Genomic DNA, 25,419 nt, shown 5'->3' with positions numbered 1-25,419 from the left:
AGGCAGGTTTTCAACCAGGAACGATAAAGCCAACCAGTCACCAAGAGAGAAATGCTTCTTAGTGATGGAGTAGAAATCATGGCAAGTATCAAGGATGTCGTGTTCGTTCAGTCTGAGCGGCATGACGTGAAATATGTGCTTCGTATCTGTGCCGTTGCAGCGCTTGGGGGTATCCTCTTCGGATATGATACTTCCGTCATATCCGGCGCCATTGACTCACTTCGCGACTATTTCCATCTGTCTCCGGCAGAGACAGGGTGGGCGGTCTCGAATGTGGTTGTTGGATGCATCATCGGTGCAGCCCTGTCTGGCTGGATGGCGCACAGGCTGGGTCGGCGCGTAACGCTTTTTGTGTGCGCCATTCTGTTTACGATTTCGGCGCTGGGTGCCGCGCTCGTTGATAGCTTCATGTGGTTTGTTATTTACCGCATGATTGGTGGCATTGCAGTGGGTGTGGCTTCGGCAGTCTCTCCGATGTACATGTCGGAAGTCTCACCGAAAGACATGCGCGGTCGTGCTCTGACAATGGAGCAGTTCGCTATTGTTTTTGGGCAGGTTGTGGTCTTCATCGTGAACTATCTGATCGCGAGAAGTGCGTCGACCGAGTGGTTGAGAGACGTTGGCTGGCGCTGGATGATCGCCTCGGAAATCGTACCCTGCGTTATTTTCTGCGCTACGATTTTCCTGATCCCGGAATCTCCCCGTTGGCATGTTCTGCGTGGCCGTGACGAAGAGGCACTCAAGACCCTGAAGCGGATTTCCAATGAGCAGCATGCTCAGTCTCTGCTGGGTGAAATTCGTGAATCTGTTGCCAATATCGAAATGGATGCCCGAAATAGCGTCTCTGTATTGAAACGCGACGGAGCCAAGTGGATCATTTTCGTAGGCGCCATGATTGCTCTGCTGCAGCAGCTCACAGGCGTTAATGTCATCATGTATTATGCTCCTATGGTTTTGAAGACAACCAGCGGTGGCATTCAGGCGGCACTCTTCCAGACGATCTGGATTGGTGTGGTCTCAGTCTGCGGTGCGATACTTGGCGCGTGGATTATTGACCGAAAGGGGCGTCTACCCTTGATCCGTGTAGGATCGGTTGTCATGTGCATTGGCCTGCTGACAGTTTCCTGGGCTCTCTATACCCAGACGACAGGGTTGCTGGCGCTGGTTGGTATGCTGGTTTTCATGTTTGCTTTCGGCATGTCTTGGGGGCCGGTAACATGGGTTTTGGTCGCCGAAATTTTCCCAAATGCTATTCGCTCCATTGGTATGAGTATTGCCGTTTCATGCCAATGGACCATGAATTTTGTTGTCAGCCAGACATTTCCGATGCTGAGTGAAAACAAGTTCCTGAACGAGCATTTTCACGGAGCATTCTCCATGTGGCTCTTCGCCGGATTGTGTCTCGTATGCATGTGGTTCGTGCTTAAATTTGTTCCGGAAACCAAAGGCGTTTCTCTGGAAAAAATCGAATCTGTCATGCTTAGTCGTCGTCCGGGTGGTGCACCAGTAACTGTGCCGGTAAGTGCGCCGATTGCTCCTGCCGTATCTGGTCAGGAGTAAAGGTTGTGAATACATTGAGGATTGGCCTGATTGGCACGGGTTTCATGGGAAAAGCCCATGCCCTTGCTTATCAGGCGGCTGGAAACGTTTTTGACGACATTTCCCGGCCCGTTCTTCATAAGATCGCCGATATTGATGGAGAACGCGCACGCCTTTTCCAGCGTCAGTTCGGTTTTGCGTCCTATACCCAGGATTGGCAGGAGCTCATTGATGATCCATTGATTGACATCATCTCCATTACGACTCCGACACTTTTACATCGTCAGATGGCACTGCCTGCTATTGCTGCGGGCAAACACGTTCACTGCGAAAAGCCATTGTCTCCTACCGCGTCAGAGGCGTGGGAGATTGTTCTGGCGGCTGAAAAAGCAGGTGTGAGGACACAGAGTGGTTTTAATTATCTTAAAAACCCGCTGCTGAAATACGCACGTGATTTCATCGAGTCAGGGGAGTTGGGAGAAATTTACGCTTTTAATGGCATCCACGCAGAAGATTTCATGTCGGATCCCTTGTCCCCCTATAGCTGGCGATGCGATCCTGCGGGAGGGACGGGGGCGCTGGCAGACGTGGGAAGTCACATTATTTCCGTTGCACGGTTTCTGTTAGGACCCATAACGTCGGTCTTTGCCCAGTTGGACACGGTAGTGAAGAAACGGCCTGCCTTTGCCGGGGCGTCAGAGCTCAGAGACATTAATATTGATGACGTGGCTAGAATGATTGTCACGTTTGAGCGTGGATGTTCCGGAACTCTTCAGGCCAACTGGCTTGCGACAGGACGGAAAATGCAGCTGGAATTTGAAATTTCCGGCAGTAAGGGAGCATTGTCATTCACTCAGGAACGCATGAATGAACTGCTCTATTATAAGGCTGGTGAGGATAGCCGGACAAACGGTTTCCGGCTGATCGAAACTGGCCCACAACATCCGCCTTACGGCGCATTCTGCGTCGCGCAAGGCCACCACCTTGGCTTCAACGATATCAAGACGATCGAAATGGCAGAATTTATTCGCGCCATTGATCGTGGCGAACCCAGCACTCCAGATTTCCGGGAGGCATGGGAAATTCAGAAGATCATCGATGCTGCTGTTTGCTCACATCAGCAAAGGCAGTGGCAGACGATTTCCTGATCCGTTTCAATTAAAACTGGAGAAAATACCATGCCATTACTTCACTTTCATATGCTTGAAGGCCGCACGGATGCGGAGATCAAGACGCTTCTGGATGCTGCCCATGAAGCGATGCTGGAAGCCTTTGAGGTCCCGCGTGGAGACCGCTATCAATTGGTTTCTGAGTACAAGCCTTCACGCATGATCGTGGAAGATACGGGTCTTGGAATTCCGCGGACTGAAAAAGTTGTGGTTGTTCAGATGTTCAGCCGGCCACGCGGCGAAGAAAAGACGGCATTATTCTACAAACTGCTAACAGAACATCTTGAACGGGAGTGCGGAATTTCTTCGTCGGACGTTATGGTGTCCGTGGTTGAAAATCAGGATGCGCACTGGTCCTTTGGGCTGGGAAGAGCACAGTTTCTGACGGGGGAACTCGGAGGGAAATAGTCTTCACCTCCCATAGCTCTAACCAAACCTTGATCAGAGGACAGGCTGCATCAGTGTTGAGAAATATTCTGTGCAGTCTGTCTCTTCTGAACGTGGTTCATAGATGTGGAAAAGTGCAGTATAAGTGCCAGAGCCTTTCAAGCGTGCCGAACCTTGAGAAATTGTCCGGCTCCTGGCATGGCGACAAGCTTTCCTTCTTCCATGGCAAGAGTTCCACGTAGAAAAACTTTTGTCGGCCAACCGCGCACAGTCAGGCCCTCATAAGGGGTGTAGTCAATATTGCTCTGGAAGAGGTCATTGGTGATCGTGACTACGCGGTTCGGGTCCCATAGAACCAGATCGGCGTCAGAACCGGGGGCGATCGTGCCTTTTTCGGGATAGAGACCATAGCGTTTTGCTGGGGTCGTAGCGGTGAGGCGCACGAAGTCGGTCAGGTCCAGCTTCCCGCTGTTGATGGCGGCATCATAAAAGACTGGCAGGCGTGTGCCGAGACCGGGCATGCCATTGGGAATAAGGGAGAAATCGGCATCCCGACCATGACGACCTTTCCCGACGGCGCCATCAAATGTGTAACCACAATGATCGGACGAAATGATACTGATGACACCGCTTCGAAGGTAAGACCACATACCCTCCTGCTGTGCTTGGGTGCGCAGCGGTGGGCTACAGATGTATTTTGTACCTTCGAAATTGTCGCGTTTGAGGGCGTCTTCGGTCAGAGTAAGATAATGGGGGCAGGTTTCAGCCACAACCTTGACGCCCCGTGACTGGGCCCGGCTGATTTCCTCAGCGACTTCGGGGCAGGAAACATGGAAAATCTGAATTTCCTGGTTCACGAGTTCACTCAGTGTCATCGCGCGGTAAGTGGCCTCACGTTCTACACTGGGGGGCCGCGAGGTTGCATGACCATGAGGTTCGGTCCGACCCTCATCCAGGTGACGCAGGATCAGGTGACGGATGGCATCGTAGTTCTCACAATGGACGGAAACAATGATCCTGCTTTTACGGGCGGCTTCCAGAACCTGAAGAAACTGCCCGTCGGCAAGATGAAAGTCGTCATAGGTCATGAAGACCTTCAGGCCGGCCGCTCCCCGTTCGGCTACAATGGGAATCTCGTCATGGATTGTCTGGTCATCGGTACGGGTGATGATCTGGTGAATAGCAAAATCGATCCGGGAATTTGCGCCTTTCTCACGATAAGCCTCAAATTGCTCCACGAGACCTCGTCCGGGAACATGCGAGGCAAAGCAAACCGCTGTCGTGGTGCCTCCAAGCAGGGCCGACCCGGTAGCTGAGACGAAATCGTCTTCATGAATTGTGCCGTCAGCCTCTTCCTGCTCGATATGGCAATGGCCGTCGATCCCGCCTGGCATGACCAGAAGACCGGTCGCATCGACCGTTTCATGTCCTTGGAGATTGGAACCGATCTCAACGATTTTTGAGCCGTTGATCCCGAGGTCGGCGATATATTTGTCTGTCGCGGTCACGATCATACCGTTCCGGATCACGAGGTCAAAAGTCGTCATGATGGTGTCTCCTGTAAGATGGGGCGTTTTAGCCGCCCCTGAGAATGTCCATGCAGTCGGCCGCGACATTGCGCAGATGTGTAACCATGGCTGCGCGTGCGGCCTCGCGATCGCCTGCAAGCAGGGCATCTACGATGGCCAGATGTTCAGATGTGGAAGAGGGGACGCGACCGAGGGGGTAGGTGACTTCGCACAGCCGGGTAAGGGTACGGAGTTCGTCGATCGTACGGAGAAGAACACTGTTTCCTGAAACTGTCGGGAACATGCGGTGAAGCCGGTCATCGAGCTGCCATTGGGCGGCTGTCTGGTCGGGAGTTTTTCCCAGTTCCACAATGTCGCGACGCAGTTCCTCGAGCGTGGCGCGGTCGAGTTTGTCGAACGAGAGGGCGATGGCTTCGCTCTCTAGAATTTCACGGATATGAATGGCCTGAAAAAACTCAATAGCCGAGACATTACGGACGGCAAAAGAGCGCGATCCCTGTTTGATCAGGAGGTCTTCGGCAGCAAGGCGCATCAGGGCTTCGCGCACAGGTGTGCGGGAAATTTCGAGATGGTCCGCAAGACGGCCTTCCACGACTGACATGCCGCTGGGTAGCTTTTTCTCAAGGATCATACGTTTAATCTGCGTGTAAGCCAGTTCTGCGAGATTCTGCTCGCGATCGGCCACCATGTAATCGCTCATTACGGTCCTTCCACTGTCATGGCAGTTTTCAATGCAGTTGACAGTTCCTGCCATTCTTCTGGAGCGATGATATCAGAAGCCTTGCGCGTGCGGCAGGAGGGCCATTTATCCTGCATGACCAGGCAGGCTTTCAAGCGTAGGGTGGCTCGTCCCCCTGGGGCACGGCCGTAGATCAGGTTGGCGAGGGGCTGGACAGCTTCATGGATCTTTTGCGCGGCAGGCAGATCGTTTGCACGTATGGCGCTGAACAGACCTGCCATGGCCTTTGGCAGAATAGCGGCCAGGCTGACGAGACTACCGGTGGTGCCGATAGCAAAACAGGCAAGGAGATGTTCGTCTCCCGATGCCATAACGTCTACGTGTGGCGCAATGCGTGCGGCTAGTCTGCGGTGTCGGTCATAGGCATTGGCTTCCCAACTGCCTTCCTTGACGGCAACGACCCCCGGAAGCCTTAACAAAGTTTCGAGAATTGGTAGGGAATAGGCCATACCCCCGCTGCTGATCGAGGACTGATAGAGCATGATTGGGACGTCAACCGCTTCACAGATCGCGGTGTGATGGGCGATAATGGCATCGGCGTCCTGTGAGACGGCCCAGGAAAAGGGTGGAAACACAAGGAGTGCGTCAGCGCCGGCAGCTACGGCGTCCCGTGCGTGCTCGCAGGCTTCATCAAGGTCTTCGGAAAGAACACCGGAGACAATGATCCGTGTTTTTCCGATGGTTTCCGCAGCCAGCTCCACCACCCGGCGCTTTTCGGCTCGGGTCAGAAGATGGTTTTCGCCAGCATGACCGTTGCAGAGAATACCGACGATGCCTTGGGGAGCAGTGCACTCTGCAAGATGCTGACTGAAAAGGGCTTCATCCAGCGTGCCATCAGCCAGAAAAGGCACAAGCGTGGCGGCGTAAACGCCCCGGAACGGCGTAGGAGACGCGGGAATCATAGCTGAGCTCTGGTGGCTGAAGAGGGGGAGAAACGAGAGGGATTAAAGGCGCTTAAGTCGGGATCGGCGCCGAGAATGCGCTCGGCAAGGAGACGACCCATGTAGGGGCCACTGGTAAAGCCCGAGTGGACGCAGCCAACAACAAAGGCATCATCATCAGGTGTAAGAGCGCCTATCAGCGGCATGGCATCTGGAGTTTCAGATTCCAGTCCAAGCCATACCCGGAGGATCTGTGCCTCGTTCAGACGAGGGACGACATGCTGGGCGAGGCGGACGTTACCCTGAAGATTTTCAGGAATGACGCGGGTGCCACCGTCACGAATGTTGCCTTCACCCTGCCAGCCTCCGCCAATCAGGACACTGCCATTGGCGAACTGTTTGAGTGACAGCAGACCGTTGGCGATGCTCAGTACGCTTCCCATGACAGGTGGCAGAGTTTCTGTAACGACGAGCTGGTTGATAAGGCAGCGGATTGAAATGTCATGTCCAAACCAGCCAAGCATCTTTTCCAGCCAGGCACCGGTACTAAGAACCACACGGCGTCCGTGTATGGCGCGCGCGTGACCAGTAAGGCGGATTTCATGACCTTGTCCCCTTACGGAGGAGATACTCTCGACGGGAGCATTCTCGATGAGAGTGATACCAGCTTCTTTTAATGCGCGGGCATAGGCTCCTCCGACGCGATAGGTCGGGATATGACCATCCAGCGCACAATAGGCGGCGGCACGCAGACGGGGATTTACGCCTGGTTCAATGCTGACGGCTTTTTCTGCTGAAATAATCTCAATAGGTGCACCCATATTTTGACGGACGCTCGCGCGCTGTCGAAGAAGATCTTCTTCTGCTTCGGTAAAAGCCATGGACAGCCCTGGCGTGGCTAGGGCACCGACATCCTCGCCCAGCCATTCTGCGCTGTTGAGCCACATTTCCCGCCCGCGAATGGCGTGAGGAATGAGTTGCGCACGTGTCATGTGCAAAGTCAGTGTTCCAGCGTTAACACCTGAAGCAGCACGAAACATGTCTTGCCGGTCAACTAAAGCGACTTTCAGGCCTGCGCGAGCCAGAAATAGGGCAGTAGTAGCCCCCATGACACCCGCCCCGATGATGATGGCATCATAGATCACGGGTGATTCATGAAATGCGACGGTCATAGCGGAGCCGCCTTTGGTAAAGGGATATCGGAATAACTGAAGTCTCCGGTTACGGAGGTCAGGGGCAGTGGAAAGAAAGGTATGCGGGCCGTGAAACTGCCTGCCTCTTCGGGAGTGCTGTTGCAGGCAGTCGTAAGAAGAGCACGCGCACTGTCTTCACACATACGTCCTTGACAGGGCCCCATGCCGCAGCGGGTCCATGCCTTGAGCTGGTTCAAATCTTCTGCGCCAGACTGGATGGCGGTTCGTAATGTTCCAGCTTTTACACGCTCGCAGCGACAGACGATGGTATCATCAGGCAAACGGGCGCCTATCGTACGCCCCGCGTTCATAAGCGGCAGCATTCGGCGGGAGACAGCATCAAGACGGCGAAGATGCCGGAGCGGCGTTCTGGTCAGGCTGGCATATGCTTTGGCTGGAATCAGCCCGCGATCGTGTGCGACTGCATGAGCCGTGACAAGGCCGCGTAGGCGGGCGACGGCCATGCCACGGATGCCCGCAGCGTCTCCCGTGACGTATAAATCAGGATGGCTTGTGCGACCCGCGACATCTGTGACGGGCTCGAGATAACCACCAAGTGAATCATAGCGGTGCTGAACACCAGCGGTTCGCGTAATGAGTGTCGAAGGCTTGAGACCATAGCCACATGCGGCGGCTTCGGCAGTGTAAAAGTGGTGACGCTCCGGATGGTCCATATCGCTAACCGTCAGAAGCAGGCCTGTTTCAGTTTCCTCCGCGGCCGACAGGAACGAGCGGTGATGGACTGGAATTCCAGCTTTGCGTAAGCGAAGCATCCACGCGGCAGCCTGCGTGAGGCGAGAGGAATCGAGCGTGAGCATGGCACCCAGCCGGGTCCAGTCGGCACGGTTGCCTGAATCTATAATCGCAGTGACTTTGCCGCCCATTTCAAGAACCTGATGGGCGACCGAAAAGAGAAGCGGCCCGGATCCTGCAACTACGACACTTTGGCCTGGTAATGTTCCACCATTGCGCATGAGAATACTGGCGCCAGCAAGGCCGGTAATGCGGGGTGTCGTCCAGCCTTGAAAAGGAAAGAATCGCTCAGTCGCACCATTGGCCACTACCACCGTAGACGGCGGAATCTGGTCCATTCCATCAGGGCCAAGTAGGTCGAGTGTCAGGCTGGGAGACAGGCCCCAGACGCGGGTGGAAAGGCGCACCCGGACGTTAGAGGTGGCCAGCTTCTGGCGAAGGGCGTCGCCTCCGCTGAATTCATGGTTGGGTGGAACTGTCTGACGTGCATAAGAAGAGGGAGCACGAAAGATCTGTCCACCGGCTGAGGGCTGTTCATCGATAAGCGTGACAGGAAGGCCGTGGCGGGAAAGCGCAATGGCGGCGGTGCTGCCCGCAACTCCGCCACCGATCACGGTGACTGGGGATCGATCAGGCTTGGACATAAGGCGTAACGGTCATGTTCGGGAGGACGGAGGCTTTGCAGGCGTAATCGATCGCGCCATTGATAAGAACGCGGCATTCCTGACAACTCCCCATGAAACAGAAAGCGCCCCGCGGGGTGCCGTCGATACCGGATTGTCCAAGTTCGAGAATGCCTGAGCGACGGAGCGCCGCTGTAACAGGTTCCCCCTCAATGCCATTTACCGTGCGGGTGCCCGATCGGCTTTGAAAAACAAAAGTGATCGGGGAGTTTTCGTTGCTCATCTGGATCGGTCCGGAGAAGAAAATTCTTCTAAAGGGTTTTCTATCGTATACATAACGTATATTCGAATTAGATCAGTGATCTGACAACCGCAACCCTAAAGTCGCACAGCATCAGGGAAACCTTTCTTGAGAGTGATCCGGATCAACCAGTTTCTGGGATTCTGCGCTGTCTGCAGTGTTCTTGCTTTCGGTAAAGCCGAAGCGAGGGAGAGCGCTGCCATCCGGGCGAGCGGTCATATCAATATCGGCGTGGAAGCCGGATTGCCGCCTTTGGGGCAATATGATGTCCGTAACGAGCTGGCGGGTTATGATGTCGATGTTGGGCGAGCCATTGCATTGGGGCTGGGTGTAGAACCGCGGTTTGTCACGCTGTCATCCAGTGGTCGCATTCCCTATCTGTTGGCAGGGAAGGTTGATATCGTTCTAGGCGGGCTGACGCGCACCCCGGAGAGAGCGCAGGTCATCGCGTTTTCCCATCCTCTTTATACCGAGCAGTTCGCAATCATTGCGCCAAAAGAGCGAGGTATTTCGTCGTTTACTGATCTGCTTTCAGGAATGCACCAGCTCGTGGAGGTCCGAGGATCAACGGCTGTGGCGTATCTGCGGGAGCATGCTCCAGAAGCGCCGATGCTGCTTCTGGATAGCTACGCGGATGCAATTCGGGCTCTTGCGCAGGGACGGGGAGATGCGATGGTTGATGTCATTGAATATGTTGGCCATTACTTGCCGGTGCAATCACAGGTTCAGTGGACTGTCATTCGCGGGTTTGCACCGCCTGTCGGGGAGGACTGCATTGGCCTTGCCCGTAGAGACGTGACGCTGCGAGCGGACGTGAATCATGTGCTTGAAGCAATGGAGCAGGACGGGCGGCTTGAGGCGATTTATCGCAAATGGTTCGACCCCGGTTCTGCGCAGGCAGTTCCATGAGTCAGCTAAATTTTCATCCGGTTCTGTTGCGGCTGCCTTTTTTGCTGGGTGGTGTCGGTGTCACAGTCTTGATTGCGACACTCGCTTTTGGGTTGGGGCTGTTTCTGGCTGTTCTTCTGGTCGTTTTGCGGTTTGAAAATAAGGGCTTCTGGTGCAAGGCAAGCCGCAGTTTCAGCACAGCTTTGACCAATACACCGCAGCTCTCTCAGATTTTTGCGGTTTTCTACTGTCTACCCCTGATGGGACTGATGGTGTCACCGTTTCTGTCCGTTGTCATTGGAATGACGCTGAATGCGGCTGCGTATCTGGCGGATATTCTTGGGGCTGGTATGGCAAGGGTGCCCCCAGTCTATCATGAAGTGGCTCTGACGCTGGGCCTCAACCGTCGTCAGACCTATCTGCGGGTCATATTGCCGCATGTCGGACGCACGATGTTCCCGGCACTGGCCAATCACTTTCAGATCATGATTCTGGGAAGTGCAATGGCGTCTATCTTTGGTGTCGAGGACCTCACGGGCCGTGCCTATGATATCGGATCGACAACGTTTCGCATTCTGGAAGTCATGCTCGTGACCGGCGGTTTGTACGCCGTACTGTCCTTTGCATTGACAGGTTTTTTTGTGCTGTGTCGTCGCACAATGGAGCGCATGGTATGATTGCGTTCTCGCATTATGACATGGCGCTACTGCTGCACGCGATGCTGCGGACGATCGTTCTGTCTCTTGGTGGAGGATGTCTGGGGATCGTCGGAGCGGTTCTCCTGACGGCGCTGCGGCTTTCAGCAGGGCGTGCGTTGCTCCCGCTTCGGGCTCTGGCGGTCGCATATGTGCAGACCATCCGGCGAGTTCCGTTCATTGTGACGCTTTATATTCTGTTCTTCTGTACGGGAATGGCAGGGGTAGACGTCTCAGCAACTGGAGTGGCGATCTGCTCAATCGGGTTGATCGCAGCGGGATATCTCTGCGAAATTTTGCATGGCGGGATCAATACGGTCCCGGTTGAACAGGTTGAGGCTGCACTGGCCTTGAACCTGCCAACCTGGGCGCGTTGGCGGTACGTGATCGGGCCACAGGCGATGTCGGCCGTTATTCCACCTGCTGTGGGATATCTGGTGCTCTTTATCAAGGACACAGCGTTGGCCTCGCAGATCGGCGTGGTGGAACTCAGCCAGGCCGGTGTGATCCTTTCCAGCCGCGGGCTGCCGTCAGCGCAGGTCTTCTGCGCGGTACTGCTGGTTTATTTCGTTATTTCCTATCCGCTGACCTGTCTGAGCCGTCTTCTGGAGAAACGCATTGCCGTACATTGATGTTCGGGACGTCTGTGTCCGTCATGGAAAGAACGAGACGCTCGGGGAGGCCGGGTTTGTGGCTGAACGCGGGGAGATCGTCAGCTTCATCGGGCCTTCGGGTTCAGGAAAGACCACTCTGCTGCGAACCTTGATAGGGCTGCAACCTGTCGTGCGGGGAAGCATGACGGTGGATGGTCGTGTCGTCGATATGTCGGCGGCAGGCGCTGCAAAAATCCTGCGAGACCAATCGGCGATTGTTTTCCAGCAGTTCGGCCTCTTTGGTCATATGTCAGTGTTGCGCAATCTGACCCTTGCACCGACCGTCGTGGCGAAACGAACGCGCACGGAGGCTGAGAATGAGGCGCGCGGGCTGCTCGAACGGCTGGGGCTGGGCGACAAGGCGGATGCGCTGCCTGCAGACCTTTCGGGCGGTCAGAAGCAACGTGTTGCCATCGCACGTGCCTTGATGCTTCGGCCCTCGCTGTTGCTTCTGGACGAGCCGACATCAGCGTTGGACCCGCGGAAGGTTCATGAAGTCAGCGTGCTGCTGCGCGACCTCGCGCGTGACGGCATGACCGTGGTTCAGGTTTCGCATGCGATGAGTGTCGTCTCGTCACTGTCAGATCGGATCGTCCTGCTGGAGGAGGGTCGCGTTCGGGCTGTGGGCAAAGGCCTGAGAGAGGCCGCGCAAGAGCCCGATATCGCAGCGTTCATGAATGCCCATGGCAGTGACCCCGGGGCTGGTCTGCCCGTGGGCCAGCTTGGCCCACAACAATGATGTCTCGAGTAATAAAGGAAAAATCCATGAAATTTCGTGGCACTTACACCGTCATGATCACGCCGTATGACAGCGAGGGACGTATTGACGTTCCGGGGCTTCGACGCTTCACGGATTGGCAGATTGCTCAAGGGATCGCTGGTCTTATTCCGCTCGGTTCCACAGGAGAGTTCCTGTCACTGACGGATGATGAGCGCACGCTTGTTGCACAGACAGTGATCGAACAAGCCGCAGGACGTGTTCCGGTCTTTATCGGCACGGGTGCAGAAAACACCTATGACGTGATCCGCTACAGCCAAGAGGCCGAGCGTCTGGGTGCAGATGGCGTGATGATCATTCCGCCATTCTACTCCACGCCAACAGACGATGAACTCTTTGTTCACTATCGCCGTATCTCGGATGCGATTGGTCTGCCGATCATGCTTTACAACAACCCGGCAACAGCAAATGTGGACCTTAAGCCCGAACTGGTGGCGCGTCTGTCGCATATTGATAACTGCTGCCTGATCAAGGAATCCACGATGGATGTCACCCGCGTACGGGACATCATTCGTCTGTGTGGTGATCGGCTATCAGTTTTTGGCGGGATTATGGGCTTCGAGAGTTTCCTTGAAGGAGCGATCGGCTGGGTCGCTGTCGCGTCCAACGTGGCGCCACATGTCATGAGTGAGATTTTTAATCTCTGTGATGGGTACAAGGACATTGGCAAAGCACGGGACATGTATTTCCGCCATGTGCCGCTGATCCAGTTCGTAGGCGGGCAGGGCTATGTTTCGGGGACGAAAGCTCTCCTGAAACATATGGGATTCGATGTTGGCGGGCCACGTGCCCCGCGCCTGCCGCTGCCGGCTGCGGACGATGCCCGTGCGCTTCAGATTGTTAAGGATCTGGGCCTCCGGTTCGAAGAAGGTGCCTGAAATGGCTAAGGGGGCTCTGTCACACGTGTTGCGAGGCAAAGGGCTGTTCTGTGCGGTTCTGTGTTTCGGGTGGCAGGCAGCGCAGGCCACACCATGCCCGACTGTAGTCCCTGGCTTGATTTCGCCAGGTCAGCTTGTCATGGCGACCAATCCAACGCTGCCGCCATTGCAATATGTGACGGTAGATGGGCGGATTGCCGGTATGCGGATGGAACTGGGAGACGAACTGGCTCGCAGGCTCTGTCTGAAGCCGGTCTTTCTCTCGACCTCTTTTGCGCAACTCACGCTTGGCCTTCTCGAAAAGCGCTGGGACGTTATCAACACTGGAATGTTCTATACGTCTCAGCGCGCAAAGCTGATGGAGATGATCCCCTACGAGATTCAGGCGATCAGTGTATCCCTGAATAACGATACGACCCTTCGTCCCGCCCGACTTGAGGACCTTTCCGGCAAATCAGTTGGGGTGGAAATGGGGGGGATCGAAGAGCGTCATGCACGCGAAGCAGATCAGGCGCTCCGAGCGAGCAACCGGCCAGGACTTGAAATTAAAACGTTCCAGAATGTTGGGATTGCCTTCGCTGCTTTGCGGGCAAAGCAGATTACAGCCGTACTTTCCATTGATGCTGTAGCGCAGCGCAATGCTCATCAGGGAGGCGTCCGGCCTGTTTTGGCGGGGCTGTATCCCACACCGGTAGCGTTAGCGCTCCGCGATCCGGCGCTGGCACAGCAACTGGCCTCAGTTCTGGAAGGTATGCGGCAGGATGGCACGCTGGCCCGTCTCATGGCGCCTTATGGCGTTGCTCCGTTCCCGGGGCACATCACAGTTTCCAAGCCTCATTTTTCCGACAACACACGCTAATTTTCATACGCTGAAACGGGGCATCGACATGCAGATCTGGAGTTGGCAGGGCTTCTTCACCTATCTCGGCAGCCCGTATATTTTTCGCGGAGCACTTCTCACCGTCTACATGACGGCGGTCGCGATGGTGCTAGGGTTTCTTTTGGGTCTTATTATTGCCCTTATGAAACGATCTCGCCGCCCTTTGCTGTCTTGGCCTGCGCGCTTTTATGTCTGGTTTTTCAGGGGCACGCCTTTGCTGGTACAGCTTGTGGTAATCTACGCCGGATTGCCTAAGCTGGATATCCGTTTGAGCGTAATGGCGTGCTCGATTATCGGCTTAACGCTGAATGAAGCGGCCTATCTGGCAGAAATCATACGTTCGGGACTTAATGCCGTGCCTGCAGGGCAGATTGCGGCAGCGCGCGCGCTGGGTTTGAGCGAACGACAGATCGCTTGGCGTATCGCATTTCCGCAGGCGTTTCGCCTTGTTATTCCGCCTTTGGGCAATTCAGTGAATGGCCTGCTGAAAACGACAAGCGTGACGTCCGTTATTTCCATGGAAGAACTCATGCAACGCAGCCAGATCCTTGTGCAGGATCAGTTCATGGTGCTGGAGCTGTTTTCGGTAGCGGCGTTGTATTACTTACTAATGACCACAGCGTGGGATTTTCTTCAGCGCCGGATTGAGCGTTATGCTGAGCGTCCGTATCTCCGACAGCAGCGTCTGATCCCGGAAGATATCATCAGTTTGCCTGTCAGCACACAGGATGCGCGCTAATGGCTGACACTCTGAGTTTCACGTTTGATGGCAATACGCTTTCAGCGAAGCCAGGCCAGACTCTGACGGCTGCTTTGGTGGCGGCGGGAAAGATTGTGCATCGCGTAGCACCTGATGGTTCGGCACGCGGACCGCTGTGCGGCATTGGGGCATGTCAGGAGTGTCTGCTAAACGTGGACGGGCGGATGTCCCTCCGTGGATGCATGACGCCAGTGCGAGAAGGAATGGTGGTCCATCGCAATGCACGCCTGCCGGATGTTACAATCGCGCAGGCACTGGCTGCGGATGTTATCGATGGCGAACAGAACCAGTTGGTCGAGCATACATGTGACGTTCTGGTAATTGGTGCGGGGCCAGCAGGTTTAGTCGCAGCGACAAAACTGGCTCAGGGGGGGCTGGATGTTCTGCTGCTTGACGAGCGGCATATTCCGGGTGGTCAGTATTTCAAGCAGAATGCCGTAAATCCGCAGCATCAGGATAGTCAGGCTCGCCGAGGGCGGGCGCTGATTGAAGCCATGCAGCAGAGCGGTGCGCAGTTGTGGCACGATACGCTCGTCTGGTGTGCCTATCGCGAACAAGGTGCGCTCGTCATCGGTGGTCTCAGGGATGGTGAAGCGTTTTATATTCGGCCAAAGCGGATCGTCATAGCGACTGGTGGGCAGGAAACACCCCAACCCAGACCCGGTTGGACGCTTCCGGGCGTGATGACAACCGGTGCTGCTCAGACATTACTGCGGGCCTATGAGACGGTTTCGCCCGGCCGGGTTCTTGTCGCTGGAAACGGTCCGCTCAATCTGCAGCTTGCGGCCGAACTGGTCAGGCGGGGTGCTGAGGTGGCTGCCGTCGTGGAAGCCGCGCCTGATCCTATGACGCGGGCTGTTCTAACTGGCCAGCTTTCAGTGGCTTCCCCACGGCTGGCTCTTGCTGGTGTGCAGCATCTGTTGACGCTTCGCCGGGCTGGAGTTCCCGTGCTGTGGAGCAGTGTCGTGACACGCATTGAAGGAAACGAGCGTGTCGAACGAGCCTGCGTACGAAACGTGGACGGTCAAAACCGTTGGTTGGATATACAGACGGTCTGTCTTGGTGACGGCTTTGTCCCGGCGGGAGAATTGCCCCGGCTGCTGGGGTGTCAACAGCAGGTGCGGACGTGGCCAGTCATTCATCCTGAAACCGGGCGTACTCCCGACGGGCGCACGGATCAGGACGATGTCTTCATTATCGGTGAAGCGGGACGCTTTGGCGGGGCTTTTCTTGCACAGGCTCAGGGCGAACTGTGTGCGGGACGACTTTTGGAACTGGAGCGACGGGAGGCTTCGAAGGGCTTGGAACGGGCCCTGCGGATCTATCGGCGAAGCGAACGTTTCCAATCTCTTCTATGGAAACTCTACAGTCCTGTCATCACGTTGCCCTCACCGGAAGGCCAAACGGTTCTATGTCGATGTGAATGCGTTTCAGCGGGGACCGTCCTGGGGCGGATGGCAGAAGATGGCATTAACGATCTGGCCACTCTCAAGCGCACGACGCGGGCGGGAATGGGGCGTTGTCAGGGACGTTTCTGTCAGGCGGCACTGATGGCAGTTCTGCCTTCTGCGACCAGCGAGCGCGATTTTACAGCGCCGCAAGTTCCATTGCGTCCGGTGCCAGTGTCCGCGCTAGCTCGTCAGAAGCCTGAGTGGCGCGGGCACCGTCGTGTGACCATTCCTTCGGGTCTCGGAACGCCGCTGCGGACACCCGAAATTTCTGACGAAATGGTGGATGTCGTCGTCGTTGGGGCTGGGATCGTCGGACTTTTTGCAGCCCTTTTTCTGGCTGAAGCAGGAAAGTCCGTCGTGGTGCTGGAAAAGGGGCGTGCAGGAGCCATGGCCTCGGGAGGGAATGCGGGAAGCCTGCATGCTCAACTTATGGCCTTCGACGCAAGTGCAGACAGTGATGGGCCGTCTATGCCTGCCCGGACACTGGCACTGCAGCGTGAGTCGATCAGAATGTGGGAGGCGCTTCGGGGCCGGTTTGACCGGGATCTGGAAATCAAGATCTGCGGAGGACTGGTCGTTGCGGAAACAGACGCTGACATGACGCGCCTGCGGAGCAAGGTTGCGGTCGAGCAGTCTTTGGGCGTGGATGCACGGATCTTGGATCCGGATGAATTGCGGCGGATCGAACCCAATCTGCGTGAGGGGTTTCTTGGGGGAGCGTACTGTTCCGAGGAAGGTAAGATCAATCCGATGGCTGCCACGCAGGCCGTTTTGGCGCACGCCCGCAAGGCAGGCGTGTGCATCGAGGAATTGACGCCGCTGTCCGCGATTGATCGTGAAGGCAAACGGTTTGCCGTCCGGGCAGGCGCGCGGAGATGGTCGGCTGGTGCCGTGGTGAATGCGGCGGGTGCCTATGCGGGTGAGGTCGCAGGGCTTGTGGGACGGACACTGCCTGTTTTTGGAGCTCCGTTGCAGATGATTGTCACTGAACCTGTTGCTCCGCTGGTACATTCTCTTCTTGCCCATGCGAGCCGTCACCTGACGCTTAAGCAGGCGGCGAATGGCTCGCTATTGATCGGCGGTGGCTGGAGTGCGGGCCTCGATCCTGTGCATGGTCATCCCCGTCCGCTGCGGGAAAATCTTGAAGGCAATCTGTGGGTTGCTCAGCGCCTGGTTCCGGCTCTGGCTGCTGTTAATATCGTTCGGAGTTGGGCTGCCATGAACATTGATGTCGATGGGGCGCCCATTCTTGGGGAAAGCCCGGATGTTCCGGGCTTCTTTACGGCGGTGACAGCCAACGGCGTGACGCTGGCGCCTGCCATGGGTCGTCACGTGGCCGACATGCTGTTGGGGCGCTGCGAGCGGGCTGATCTGGGGATCTTTTCTCCAATCCGTTTTTATGGAAATCCGTCATGATCACACTTGAGAAGGTGACAAAATCCTACGGTGCTTTTCAGGTGCTCAAAGGATGTTCGGCAAAGATCTCCAAAGGGGAGGTCGTAGTTGTCTGTGGGCCGTCCGGTTCTGGGAAATCCACGCTTATCAAATGCATCAATGCGCTCGAAACGTTCGAAAGCGGCCAGATCTACGTGGATGGAATGGCAGTTCGTTCAGCGCAGACCAATCACTCGGCGCTAAGGGCGAAGGCGGGGATGGTCTTCCAGAGCTTTGAACTGTTTTCACACCTGACCATTCTGGAAAACATAATGTTGGCGCCGCGCATTGTGCAGAAGCGTAACAGCGCCGAAATCCGCCCTTTGGCGGAAGCGTTGTTGCGTCGTGTTGGTCTTGAGCGTCATGCGAGCAAGTATCCAATTGCGTTGTCAGGTGGCCAGCAGCAGCGTGCAGCGATCGCACGGGCTCTTGCGATGAAGCCGGATGTCATGCTGTTCGATGAGCCAACTTCCGCACTGGATCCAGAGATGGTTCAGGAAGTCCTTCAGGTCATGACAGAATTGGCGCGCGATGGAATGACCATGATGTGCGTGACGCACGAAATGGGATTTGCACGCCAGGTAGCGACACGGATCCTGTTCGTGGACGCGGGTGAGATTGTTGATGACTGTCCGGCGGAGGATTTCTTTGCAGGAAAATGCTCGCCGCGTGCCCAGTCTTTTCTACGCTTCGAAGAGGTTTCGTAAAAAAGTTAAAAATTTTTCGCATGGGCGTAACATTCCGCTTCTTGATCGAATTCATTCGGTATACAAAGAGAATATGAACCGAGGACGGAACGAAGATCCGATGGGAGGCGCTATGCTGGGAAACGATTCCTGTTGTGAAAAGACGGTGGCCAATCGCCTCGGTGGCGTCATTGATCGTGACTTCGATGCGCGGCAGGTTCCTTTCCTGCAGGCGCTCGTCGGTGTTCCTTCGGACAATCCACCCGGCGACTGCGCGCCGCATGCTTATTTTTCGGCTGAGCGCCTGAAAGACCTTGGCTTTGAGGTCGAGTGTCATCCTGTTCCACACAGCGTTGTGGGGCAGTATGGCATGAAGAGTGCCACGAATCTGATCATTCGGGAGCGCTTTGGCGATGGATCTGGGCCGGTCGTTGCCCTCAATGCACATGGTGATGTAGTCCCGCCGGGAGACGGATGGACTCATGATCCCTATGGGGGTGTTATTGAGGATGGACGGTTGTATGGGCGCGGTGCGGCGGTTTCAAAGTCTGATTTCGCGACCTATGCTTTCGCGCTTCAGGCTTTGCGGGAAGTCTGTACCGATCTGTCAGGAACGGTTGAACTCCATCTGACCTATGATGAAGAAATAGGTGGTCACGTCGGTCCCGGATGGCTTCTTTCTGAGGGGCTGAGCAAGCCGGATTACGTCATCAGCGCTGGTTTTACCTATGATGTGATGATCGCCCACAATGGTAGCCTTCAGTTGGATATCATATTCACGGGCAGGTCTGCGCATTCTGCCTGGCCTGAAACAGGTGCGGATGCGATCGAAACGGCCTGTCGGGTGATGACAGCGCTCTATACTTATCGTGACGGTCTGTCTGAACATCGAAGTGCCATCGAGGGGATCGACTCTCCTACGCTTGTGATCGGGACAATTGAGGGAGGCATTGCCGCCAACGTTGTGCCTGCCCAGGCGCAGTTCCGTTTGGAACGCCGGATATTGCCTGACGAACAGGCTGCTGACGTTGAAGCAGAGTTGCGGCGCGTGATTGCTCAGGCGGCAGATATGCCCGGTGTGGAGTGTGTTGTGTCGCAACATCTTCTGGCTTTGCCACTGGTGCCTACAGAAGGTCAGGCACCGCTGATCAAAGCATTACAGGATGCTGCGGAAGCCGCCTTTGGCGAACGGATTGCCCAGAAAGGCATGCCGCTCTTCACCGATGCACGGATCTACAGCAATTGGGGCTGTCCGACTGTTCTGTATGGGGCAGGGCCGCGCTGTCTACAGGATGCCAATGGCCATCGCGCCAACGAACACGTGGTTCTCGAAGACATGCGACGCGCGACAAAAGTGGTTGCAGGGGCGCTCTCGCAACTCCTGCGTTCCGAAGCTGCGTGATCCTTAACGTCTTTTGAATGTTCGACGCGGAAAGAGTCTCGTTTGAGAAGACTTCCGCATCGCCTTGAAAAAACCGACTGATATCCCTGCGCGGGCAGGGCAATGGAGCCGATTATGAACATCAGGAAATTTGCGCTTTATTCCACCTTCCTTTCAGTCAGTTTCGGCACCAGCCCGCTTCTGGCTGAAACGATGAGCGTGCCAGCAGGGCAGGTGAAAGCGCCCACGCACAAGGCACCCCAAAAGACTGCAACCGTGCGTCCCGCTGCCCAGAAGGCTCTGGCCCGTGCTCATCAAGTAAAGTCCATTTCTGGTGGTGAAGAAGGTCTGATCGTCACGGGTACTCACGCCACCAACCGCCATGCTCGTCAGAGCACAAGTCCCATCACAGTTCTTTCTGGAGCTGCGTTGCGTCGGTCTGGCATGATGAATCTGGCTGAGGCCCTGACGAAAACCTATCCTTCCATCAACATGAGTACGATGGGCAATGACGCAGGTGCGTTGACGTCATTCATCCGAATGCGGGGCCTTAATCCGAATCAGGTTCTGGTTCTGGTAGATGGCAAAAGGCGTCATACTACTGCAAACATCAATGCTGATGCCGGGCCGAATTTTGGTGCCACTCCAGTTGATTTGAACATGATTCCTTCGAATATGATCGATCATATCGAAGTGCTGGAGGACGGTGCTGCGGCAATGTATGGCTCCGACGCCATTGCCGGCGTTGTGAACATCATTACCAGAAAGCAGGATCATGGGCTGAACATGAGCGCCCAGACTGGCGCGAATGCTTATAATGGGGACGGTTGGCAGTATCAGCTTAATGCTGACGGAGGTCTGAAGCTTGGGCGCGACGGTTATCTTCATATTTCCGGGCAAGTGTACCATACGGATCATTTCGTAACCAACACGGTAGATAACCGCTTGGCCGGTTATGTTCCGGCAGGGGCTGCCAACGAGCTCTACACGGGGTCGGTCAAGGTTCCCAAGAACTCCAACAAGATCATGAGCACGCCCGAGGAGACGCGGGAGAACCTCGGGATTGATTTCGGCAAGAAGCTGACGGACAACGTCGATTTTTACGGTCAGGTCACTTACGCGCACCGTCATGCCGAAGCATACGAGAACTATCGTATTCCTTCTGGGAGCAGCGCGAGTAATCCGGAACTTTTCCCATATGGCTATTCGCCATTGGAGACGATCGACGAGAATGACTATGCGGCAACCCTCGGTCTGAAGGGGCGTCATCTCTTCGGGTTCGACTGGGATCTAAGCAGCACATGGGGCGAGGATCTGGATAAGATTTCCAACCAGAATACGACCAACCCGAACATGTATGCGACAACGGGCTACTCACCGACCACTGTGCGGACATCGAACTTCCGACTAGCCCAATGGACTAATAATCTCGATTTTCGCCGGAATTTTAATATCGCTAATGTCGTGCCGATGACGCTCGCATTTGGTGGTGAGCACCGGCTTGAGCAGTATACTATCCTTGCTGGTGAACCCGCATCTTATGAATATGGGGGAACTTCGGCCCTCGCTGGCCTGACGCCGCAGGATGCGGGCAAGTGGGACCGTGATGTCTGGGCGGCATATCTGGATGGTGATTTCCACCCGCTGAAGAACTGGGATCTGGATTTCGCCGGTCGTTTTGAGCACTATACCGATGTCGGCAATACCGAGAACGGCAAGGTTTCAACCCGTTACGATATCACCCGCCGCATTGGCCTGCGTGCGACCATCAGCAATGGCTTCCGTGCGCCAACGATGGCCGAGCAGCATTACAGTGCCATTAACGTTGGCCCGACATCAGTTCTGGGGCTGCTACCAGTTTCGTCGTCCGAAGCGCGTGCGACGGGCGCCACACCCCTGAAGCCTGAACGTTCCACCAGTGCGACAGGTGGTATCGTACTAGAACCAATTGATGGATTTCATATCGAAACGGATGTTTACCAGATCAACATTCGTGACCGTGTTGTTCAGGGCGGCAACGTGACGGGAGCACCAGCCATTGCAGCTCTTGAAGGAATGGGTGTTTCGCTACCAGCCTTAACACAGATTTCTGAAAATTCCGTGCAGACCTATTACTTCACAAACGGAGCCAGCACACGGACGCAAGGGCTTGATATCAAGGCGGATTATATGTTCCGCTTGCATCGTTATGGTAATCTGACGCTGTCCATGGCACTGGATCTGAACCGCACGCGTTTGACGCATAACGGTATGTCTTCAACGGGGTCTCCGTTGCTGAACGCTCAGAACATTGCGTATCTCACTACGGCGTATCCGCGTAGCAAGATTATTCTGAACGCTCTCTGGACTGTTGGAAACTGGGATATCAATGTTCGTCAGACGCGTTACGGCGAGACGACTGGGATGATGACGTATCAGGACTGGACGCCAACAGCATCAATCTGCCCGATCGACGGAAAGCAGCTTGCCCAGTCCAGTTCCTGCTTTGCCCAGTTCAAGAATTCACCCCGGTGGTTGACGGATCTTGAGATTGGATATCGTTTTAATTCGCGCTGGCATGTCGCTGTAGGTGCGAATAACGTGTTCAATATCCGACCGCGTAAGCTGCCAGGCGAACTGAACCAGCTTGGCGCCAATCCGTATGATACTTTCTCATCGCAGGTCCCGATGACGGGTGGCTATTACTATGGACGTATCAACTTCACGCTCTGAAGAAAGAGTTATGGGGGAGTGGGTCATTACTGACCCACTTCGTTTTTTTCTTTTTTCGAAGTATACGACAGATGTGTCATTGGTGGGCCACGGCGATTTTCGCTCAGATGATGGGCGTCCTAGTTGCGAGGAAAGTAGAGCATCATGATTGATGCGACTTACCCTAAAATCGGTCAGGGCATATGACCGCTCAGTTTCTTCATGGAAAAGGGACTGATCAGTAATTATACCGGTGTCAATACCCGTCTGGAAAGTCTTGCCGCAGCACAATTGATGCCGAGAGATCGGGTTATAACGTTGACTGGTTCAGGGACGCCTTGCAGGAAAAGGGCATCAAGCCCTGCATCTCGGGCCGAAAGTCCCGGAACAAGGCTGTCAAATAACGACAGGCGCCGCTACAGACGGCACAACTGCATCGAGATCATGTTCGGACGTCTTAAGGACTGCCGCCGCGTTGTGACCCGCTACGACAGATGCCCCACAACTTTCTTCTCCGGCATTGTACTCGCTGCCATTGTCATCTTCTGGCTCTGATCAATGCGTCCTGACCTTGGAGTGTCTTCGGAAATTAATGGAATAAATTTTTTCTGATAGTTGGATTAGCCCCATCTTTTTAAGGATGGGGCAAGGATACTTGTGGATTTAGAATTAAGCCGTAATTGCGCTGGTTGTTTTTGTTGTATCATTTAACAAATAAGGGCCACTGGCCAACACTTGGATAGCCAGTATTGCAATACTGTCAGGAGACCTCTTACCCAAATCAAGAAACCCATTTCCAGTCGTCCAGCGCAAATTTTCCTGTTCCAGATTGTTCCAGCCATCCAAAATTCCGGAGGTATAGTGATCCGTAAGATTTTTGGAATGGCTGTTTTCGAAAAGGGTAATTTGGCCTACGAGGACTCCAAGTTGACGACGGTCATCAACGAAAGGGCCGATAGTGTCGCACGGGCGCGATGCACGAGACACGAGGCGTACAGTTTTGGCACTGGCCGGTATCATAAATACCATACGCCCGTTGGCTTCACGAGCCTTGCGAATAACAGTACCGTTATTAGTAACAAGATGAAGATCTGAATTGCTTGTTAAATTGGATTGCTTTGCAGATTTCGACAGTTGTGCAGTTTTGTTGGCTCGCTCTTGAAGCTGATGGAACAGGGGCTCAACAAAGGAGCGGTCAACATCCAAAGGTGCCGCTGCGTCGCCTTCCCAGCTTTTTACAGGCCCTCCAAAATTCACTACATTTCCTTCCTGCCGAAAGGTATGGCGATTGCCTGTGTCCAGATAGCTTTCCGTGAGAACACCATCTGATATGATAACAGAATGTTGGTCCGTTTCTAAATGGTAATATTCATATGACGTAATGCTTTTGTCATAAAAAATAGTCTCTCCATTTACCAGCATACGTGCAGGTACGAACTTGCCATTAAAAAAGAGGCAATGCTCTGGCGTGATCAGCATGTCTTTATAGGGAACGCCATCGCTAATCGCATTCTGTAGAATGCGTACAGGGTAACCAGCTTCATCGTCGGGCAGCCCATAGCGAATACTCGCCTGTGTTTTTCCAGCCCACACAACTGGACGAACGACGTTTTTGCCTTCTTTCCAATCGAATGCAATGACTTTGTCACCAGCCAAAATTTCTTCAACGGCGACATCGCCATCTGGCGTTTTGATCATGCTTCCTGCCAGAAAACAGGCACCAATATATGTGTTCCCATTAGAATAAGTGATTCTTAAAGGGTTGGTTGCCAAATTCTGTGAGTTTGCAGCGTTATCGAAGGTACCTGTAGGAACATTGGCGCCGTCTGCAAGAGTTACGGAATAACTGGCAATATCCTGGCCGTCGCTTCCTTGAAGCGTAATGGTACGGGACGTTCCAGATCCAGAAATCACATAGCCCGAAACTGGAGCGACTGTGTTTTCAATTTCTATCGTATTGTATTTGGGGTCATACCCGGTGATTGATGTTCCTGATAAGTTTAGGAAAACACCGCCACCATTTAAAACCAGGGTCCCGCTGCCGCTGGTAAAGTTAACTGTTGTACCCTGAAGAAGGCTGATGAGTTGCGTATTACCATTATAAGTTCCGCCATAGCCAATATTAATGGTAGAACCACTTAGGGCACCGGCAACTAAGCCGCCCGAGAAAGAAGCCGTTCCACCATATATATCTATGGTGATAGCGGTTGCTGCATTGACTACGAAATTGATATCTGTCGTGCCGCCAATTGTAAAAGTAGGGGCAGACAAGACCGAAAGAACAATATTAATCGTCCCGCTGGATCCAGGAACGGATACCCATTGGCCACCCAGGACGCTCAGAAGGCTACCATTTGTAGCGTTGGCTCCAGTCTGGATATGTGCAGCCAAGAGACCGTCCGGGACGCCAGTAAGCGTTTGAATGGTCTGTCCCGAAGAATCCTGAACTGTTACTGTCGAGTTTCCTGTCTTGGCACCAAATAGGCCAGTCTCTTCAGTAATGGTCCAGGTTGTTTCAATCTGTTTATTGCCGTTGGTATCCAGAATAGGATTACCTTCAGCGTCAGTTACATACGTATAATAAGTTCCTGCACTACTCATGATTTTATTCCTTAAAATCTTCATTCTCGCAAACACGAACAATGGCCATGCTTGGGACGTTTGCAGAAACCAGACGCTAACGTCTAAAATTTCTTAAAGCAATAAACATCAAGCAAAAAACGATCACGATTCCTTGAACTTTTGGTTTTTTCGTTTTTATATTTAGTTTAATTTATAAAAACACAATGTTTATATTTTTAGTTATTTCAATAAAAATTATATGTTCTAGTTATATTTATATGTTTTGTTTATATTATAATGTTGTATCTATATAATTCTATAGGATTACATATTAAAAAGATATAAAATTACTTTTTTATAGATGTATATTCATTGGGTAGTTCTCTTGTTGTCGAATTGTAAAGATTGTCCTTTTCTTTTGTGAAGCCATTTTTACGATATTTCGCTTTGAGTCTGCTTGCTCGGACGGAGAGATCTTTTCCTGAGACGCATGTGTGTGTTTTGTAAGGATAATGCGGACGTTTGCTCGTTAGGCCAATGTTTGATTGCCATGTGAACATGTTGCGTG

The 25,419-nt window shown here is 54.1% G+C and carries 21 protein-coding genes and 1 pseudogene; 15 read left to right on the top strand and 7 right to left on the bottom strand.

The genetic code is table 11. The annotated features are described in order from the left end of the window. Nucleotides 1–78: 78 nt before the first annotated feature. From JN414_RS11480 to JN414_RS11470, 3 genes are read left to right on the top strand one after another with little or no spacing between them, the layout of a single operon-like run. Complete coding sequence (locus JN414_RS11480; RefSeq protein ID WP_202207993.1) at nt 79–1,560, top strand: sugar porter family MFS transporter; 1,482 nt, start codon at nt 79–81, stop codon at nt 1,558–1,560. 5 nt (nt 1,561–1,565) lie between these two features. Continuing rightward, complete coding sequence (locus JN414_RS11475) at nt 1,566–2,687, top strand: Gfo/Idh/MocA family protein (protein WP_202207992.1); 1,122 nt, start codon at nt 1,566–1,568, stop codon at nt 2,685–2,687. A 30-nt stretch (nt 2,688–2,717) separates the two neighbouring features. Continuing rightward, a complete protein-coding gene (locus JN414_RS11470) occupies nt 2,718–3,116 on the top strand; it encodes a tautomerase family protein (protein WP_202207991.1) in 399 nt (132 codons plus the stop codon). A gap of 137 nt (nt 3,117–3,253) precedes the next feature. Here the strand turns inward: JN414_RS11470 and hydA are convergent, their stop codons facing one another. The 6 genes from hydA to JN414_RS11440 are packed head-to-tail and all read right to left on the bottom strand — an operon-like array spanning nt 3,254 to nt 9,096. Then, the gene (hydA, locus tag JN414_RS11465; RefSeq protein WP_202207990.1) at nt 3,254–4,642 is read right to left on the bottom strand and encodes a dihydropyrimidinase; all 1,389 of its coding nucleotides are present in this window, start codon (nt 4,640–4,642) and stop codon (nt 3,254–3,256) included. Nucleotides 4,643–4,670: 28 nt separating this feature from the next. Next, a complete protein-coding gene (locus JN414_RS11460) occupies nt 4,671–5,324 on the bottom strand; it encodes a GntR family transcriptional regulator (protein ID WP_237390014.1) in 654 nt (217 codons plus the stop codon). Next, on the bottom strand, nt 5,324–6,265 hold the full coding sequence (locus JN414_RS11455) for a dihydrodipicolinate synthase family protein (protein ID WP_202207989.1): 942 nt from the start codon (nt 6,263–6,265) through the stop codon (nt 5,324–5,326). The genes JN414_RS11460 and JN414_RS11455 overlap by 1 nt, the downstream gene beginning before the upstream one ends. Further along, a complete protein-coding gene (locus tag JN414_RS11450; RefSeq protein WP_202207988.1) occupies nt 6,262–7,416 on the bottom strand; it encodes an FAD-binding oxidoreductase in 1,155 nt (384 codons plus the stop codon). Before JN414_RS11450 ends, JN414_RS11455 begins: the two co-directional genes overlap by 4 nt. Beyond that, a complete protein-coding gene (locus JN414_RS11445) occupies nt 7,413–8,834 on the bottom strand; it encodes an NAD(P)/FAD-dependent oxidoreductase (RefSeq protein WP_202207987.1) in 1,422 nt (473 codons plus the stop codon). The genes JN414_RS11450 and JN414_RS11445 overlap by 4 nt, the downstream gene beginning before the upstream one ends. Beyond that, on the bottom strand, nt 8,821–9,096 hold the full coding sequence (locus JN414_RS11440; protein ID WP_202207986.1) for a 2Fe-2S iron-sulfur cluster-binding protein: 276 nt from the start codon (nt 9,094–9,096) through the stop codon (nt 8,821–8,823). Before JN414_RS11440 ends, JN414_RS11445 begins: the two co-directional genes overlap by 14 nt. 132 nt (nt 9,097–9,228) lie before the next feature. Here JN414_RS11440 and JN414_RS11435 point away from each other — a divergent pair, with 132 nt between their 5' ends. The 12 genes and pseudogenes from JN414_RS11435 to JN414_RS11380 all read left to right on the top strand — a co-directional run. Beyond that, entirely contained in the window at nt 9,229–10,023 is a 795-nt protein-coding gene (locus tag JN414_RS11435) for a transporter substrate-binding domain-containing protein (RefSeq protein WP_237390020.1), read from the top strand. Next, nucleotides 10,020–10,679, top strand: coding sequence for an amino acid ABC transporter permease (locus tag JN414_RS11430; RefSeq protein WP_202207984.1), 660 nt, complete (start codon nt 10,020–10,022; stop codon nt 10,677–10,679). Before JN414_RS11435 ends, JN414_RS11430 begins: the two co-directional genes overlap by 4 nt. Further along, the gene (locus tag JN414_RS11425; protein WP_202207983.1) at nt 10,676–11,329 is read left to right on the top strand and encodes an amino acid ABC transporter permease; all 654 of its coding nucleotides are present in this window, start codon (nt 10,676–10,678) and stop codon (nt 11,327–11,329) included. Before JN414_RS11430 ends, JN414_RS11425 begins: the two co-directional genes overlap by 4 nt. After that, nucleotides 11,316–12,089 carry an amino acid ABC transporter ATP-binding protein gene (locus JN414_RS11420; protein ID WP_202207982.1) on the top strand — a complete coding sequence of 258 codons (774 nt, stop codon included), beginning with the start codon at nt 11,316–11,318 and terminating at the stop codon, nt 12,087–12,089. The genes JN414_RS11425 and JN414_RS11420 overlap by 14 nt, the downstream gene beginning before the upstream one ends. 26 nt (nt 12,090–12,115) lie before the next feature. Continuing rightward, complete coding sequence (locus JN414_RS11415) at nt 12,116–13,006, top strand: dihydrodipicolinate synthase family protein (RefSeq protein WP_202207981.1); 891 nt, start codon at nt 12,116–12,118, stop codon at nt 13,004–13,006. A 1-nt stretch (nt 13,007) separates the two neighbouring features. Further along, nucleotides 13,008–13,865: a transporter substrate-binding domain-containing protein gene (locus JN414_RS11410; protein WP_237390013.1), complete on the top strand. Its 858-nt coding sequence runs from the start codon at nt 13,008–13,010 to the stop codon at nt 13,863–13,865. Between the two features lie 28 nt (nt 13,866–13,893). Then, a complete protein-coding gene (locus JN414_RS11405) occupies nt 13,894–14,625 on the top strand; it encodes an amino acid ABC transporter permease (RefSeq protein ID WP_202207980.1) in 732 nt (243 codons plus the stop codon). Next, nucleotides 14,625–17,513: an FAD-dependent oxidoreductase gene (locus tag JN414_RS11400; protein WP_202207979.1), complete on the top strand. Its 2,889-nt coding sequence runs from the start codon at nt 14,625–14,627 to the stop codon at nt 17,511–17,513. Before JN414_RS11405 ends, JN414_RS11400 begins: the two co-directional genes overlap by 1 nt. Then, a complete protein-coding gene (locus JN414_RS11395; RefSeq protein ID WP_202207978.1) occupies nt 17,510–18,238 on the top strand; it encodes an amino acid ABC transporter ATP-binding protein in 729 nt (242 codons plus the stop codon). The genes JN414_RS11400 and JN414_RS11395 overlap by 4 nt, the downstream gene beginning before the upstream one ends. A 112-nt stretch (nt 18,239–18,350) precedes the next feature. After that, a complete protein-coding gene (locus JN414_RS11390) occupies nt 18,351–19,619 on the top strand; it encodes an ArgE/DapE family deacylase (RefSeq protein WP_237390019.1) in 1,269 nt (422 codons plus the stop codon). Between the two features lie 114 nt (nt 19,620–19,733). Then, nucleotides 19,734–22,310, top strand: a complete 2,577-nt coding sequence (locus JN414_RS11385; protein WP_202207977.1) for a TonB-dependent siderophore receptor — start codon at nt 19,734–19,736, stop codon at nt 22,308–22,310. 186 nt (nt 22,311–22,496) lie between these two features. Further along, nucleotides 22,497–22,844: pseudogene (locus JN414_RS11380) on the top strand (transposase); the annotation flags it as partial. Nucleotides 22,845–22,958: 114 nt separating this feature from the next. On the opposite strand, the gene JN414_RS11375 reads toward JN414_RS11380, so the two are convergent. Next, nucleotides 22,959–24,890 (bottom strand): Hint domain-containing protein, encoded by a 1,932-nt coding sequence (locus tag JN414_RS11375; RefSeq protein ID WP_202207975.1) that lies wholly within the window; start codon nt 24,888–24,890, stop codon nt 22,959–22,961. Nucleotides 24,891–25,419 lie beyond the last annotated feature (529 nt).

The sequence above is a fragment of the Gluconobacter sp. Gdi genome, from assembly GCF_014132155.1.
In the GTDB taxonomy this organism is placed as follows: Bacteria; Pseudomonadota; Alphaproteobacteria; order Acetobacterales; family Acetobacteraceae; genus Gluconobacter.
The sequence above is the reverse complement of the archived record's forward strand: the minus strand, read 5'-3'. Positions and strand labels throughout refer to the sequence as shown.

Bases quoted from the DNA above. Each gene is read 5' to 3' on its own strand.
- JN414_RS11480 (WP_202207993.1), top strand. From the start codon at position 79: ATGGCAAGTATCAAGGATGTCGTGTTCGTTCAGTCTGAGCGGCATGAC.
- JN414_RS11470 (WP_202207991.1), top strand. From the start codon at position 2,718: ATGCCATTACTTCACTTTCATATGCTTGAAGGCCGCACGGATGCGGAG.
- hydA (WP_202207990.1), bottom strand. From the start codon at position 4,642: ATGACGACTTTTGACCTCGTGATCCGGAACGGTATGATCGTGACCGCG.
- JN414_RS11460 (WP_237390014.1), bottom strand. From the start codon at position 5,324: ATGAGCGATTACATGGTGGCCGATCGCGAGCAGAATCTCGCAGAACTG.
- JN414_RS11455 (WP_202207989.1), bottom strand. From the start codon at position 6,265: ATGATTCCCGCGTCTCCTACGCCGTTCCGGGGCGTTTACGCCGCCACG.
- JN414_RS11450 (WP_202207988.1), bottom strand. From the start codon at position 7,416: ATGACCGTCGCATTTCATGAATCACCCGTGATCTATGATGCCATCATC.
- JN414_RS11445 (WP_202207987.1), bottom strand. From the start codon at position 8,834: ATGTCCAAGCCTGATCGATCCCCAGTCACCGTGATCGGTGGCGGAGTT.
- JN414_RS11440 (WP_202207986.1), bottom strand. From the start codon at position 9,096: ATGAGCAACGAAAACTCCCCGATCACTTTTGTTTTTCAAAGCCGATCG.
- JN414_RS11430 (WP_202207984.1), top strand. From the start codon at position 10,020: ATGAGTCAGCTAAATTTTCATCCGGTTCTGTTGCGGCTGCCTTTTTTG.
- JN414_RS11425 (WP_202207983.1), top strand. From the start codon at position 10,676: ATGATTGCGTTCTCGCATTATGACATGGCGCTACTGCTGCACGCGATG.
- JN414_RS11415 (WP_202207981.1), top strand. From the start codon at position 12,116: ATGAAATTTCGTGGCACTTACACCGTCATGATCACGCCGTATGACAGC.
- JN414_RS11410 (WP_237390013.1), top strand. From the start codon at position 13,008: ATGGCTAAGGGGGCTCTGTCACACGTGTTGCGAGGCAAAGGGCTGTTC.
- JN414_RS11405 (WP_202207980.1), top strand. From the start codon at position 13,894: ATGCAGATCTGGAGTTGGCAGGGCTTCTTCACCTATCTCGGCAGCCCG.
- JN414_RS11400 (WP_202207979.1), top strand. From the start codon at position 14,625: ATGGCTGACACTCTGAGTTTCACGTTTGATGGCAATACGCTTTCAGCG.
- JN414_RS11395 (WP_202207978.1), top strand. From the start codon at position 17,510: ATGATCACACTTGAGAAGGTGACAAAATCCTACGGTGCTTTTCAGGTG.
- JN414_RS11390 (WP_237390019.1), top strand. From the start codon at position 18,351: ATGCTGGGAAACGATTCCTGTTGTGAAAAGACGGTGGCCAATCGCCTC.
- JN414_RS11385 (WP_202207977.1), top strand. From the start codon at position 19,734: ATGAACATCAGGAAATTTGCGCTTTATTCCACCTTCCTTTCAGTCAGT.
- JN414_RS11375 (WP_202207975.1), bottom strand. From the start codon at position 24,890: ATGAGTAGTGCAGGAACTTATTATACGTATGTAACTGACGCTGAAGGT.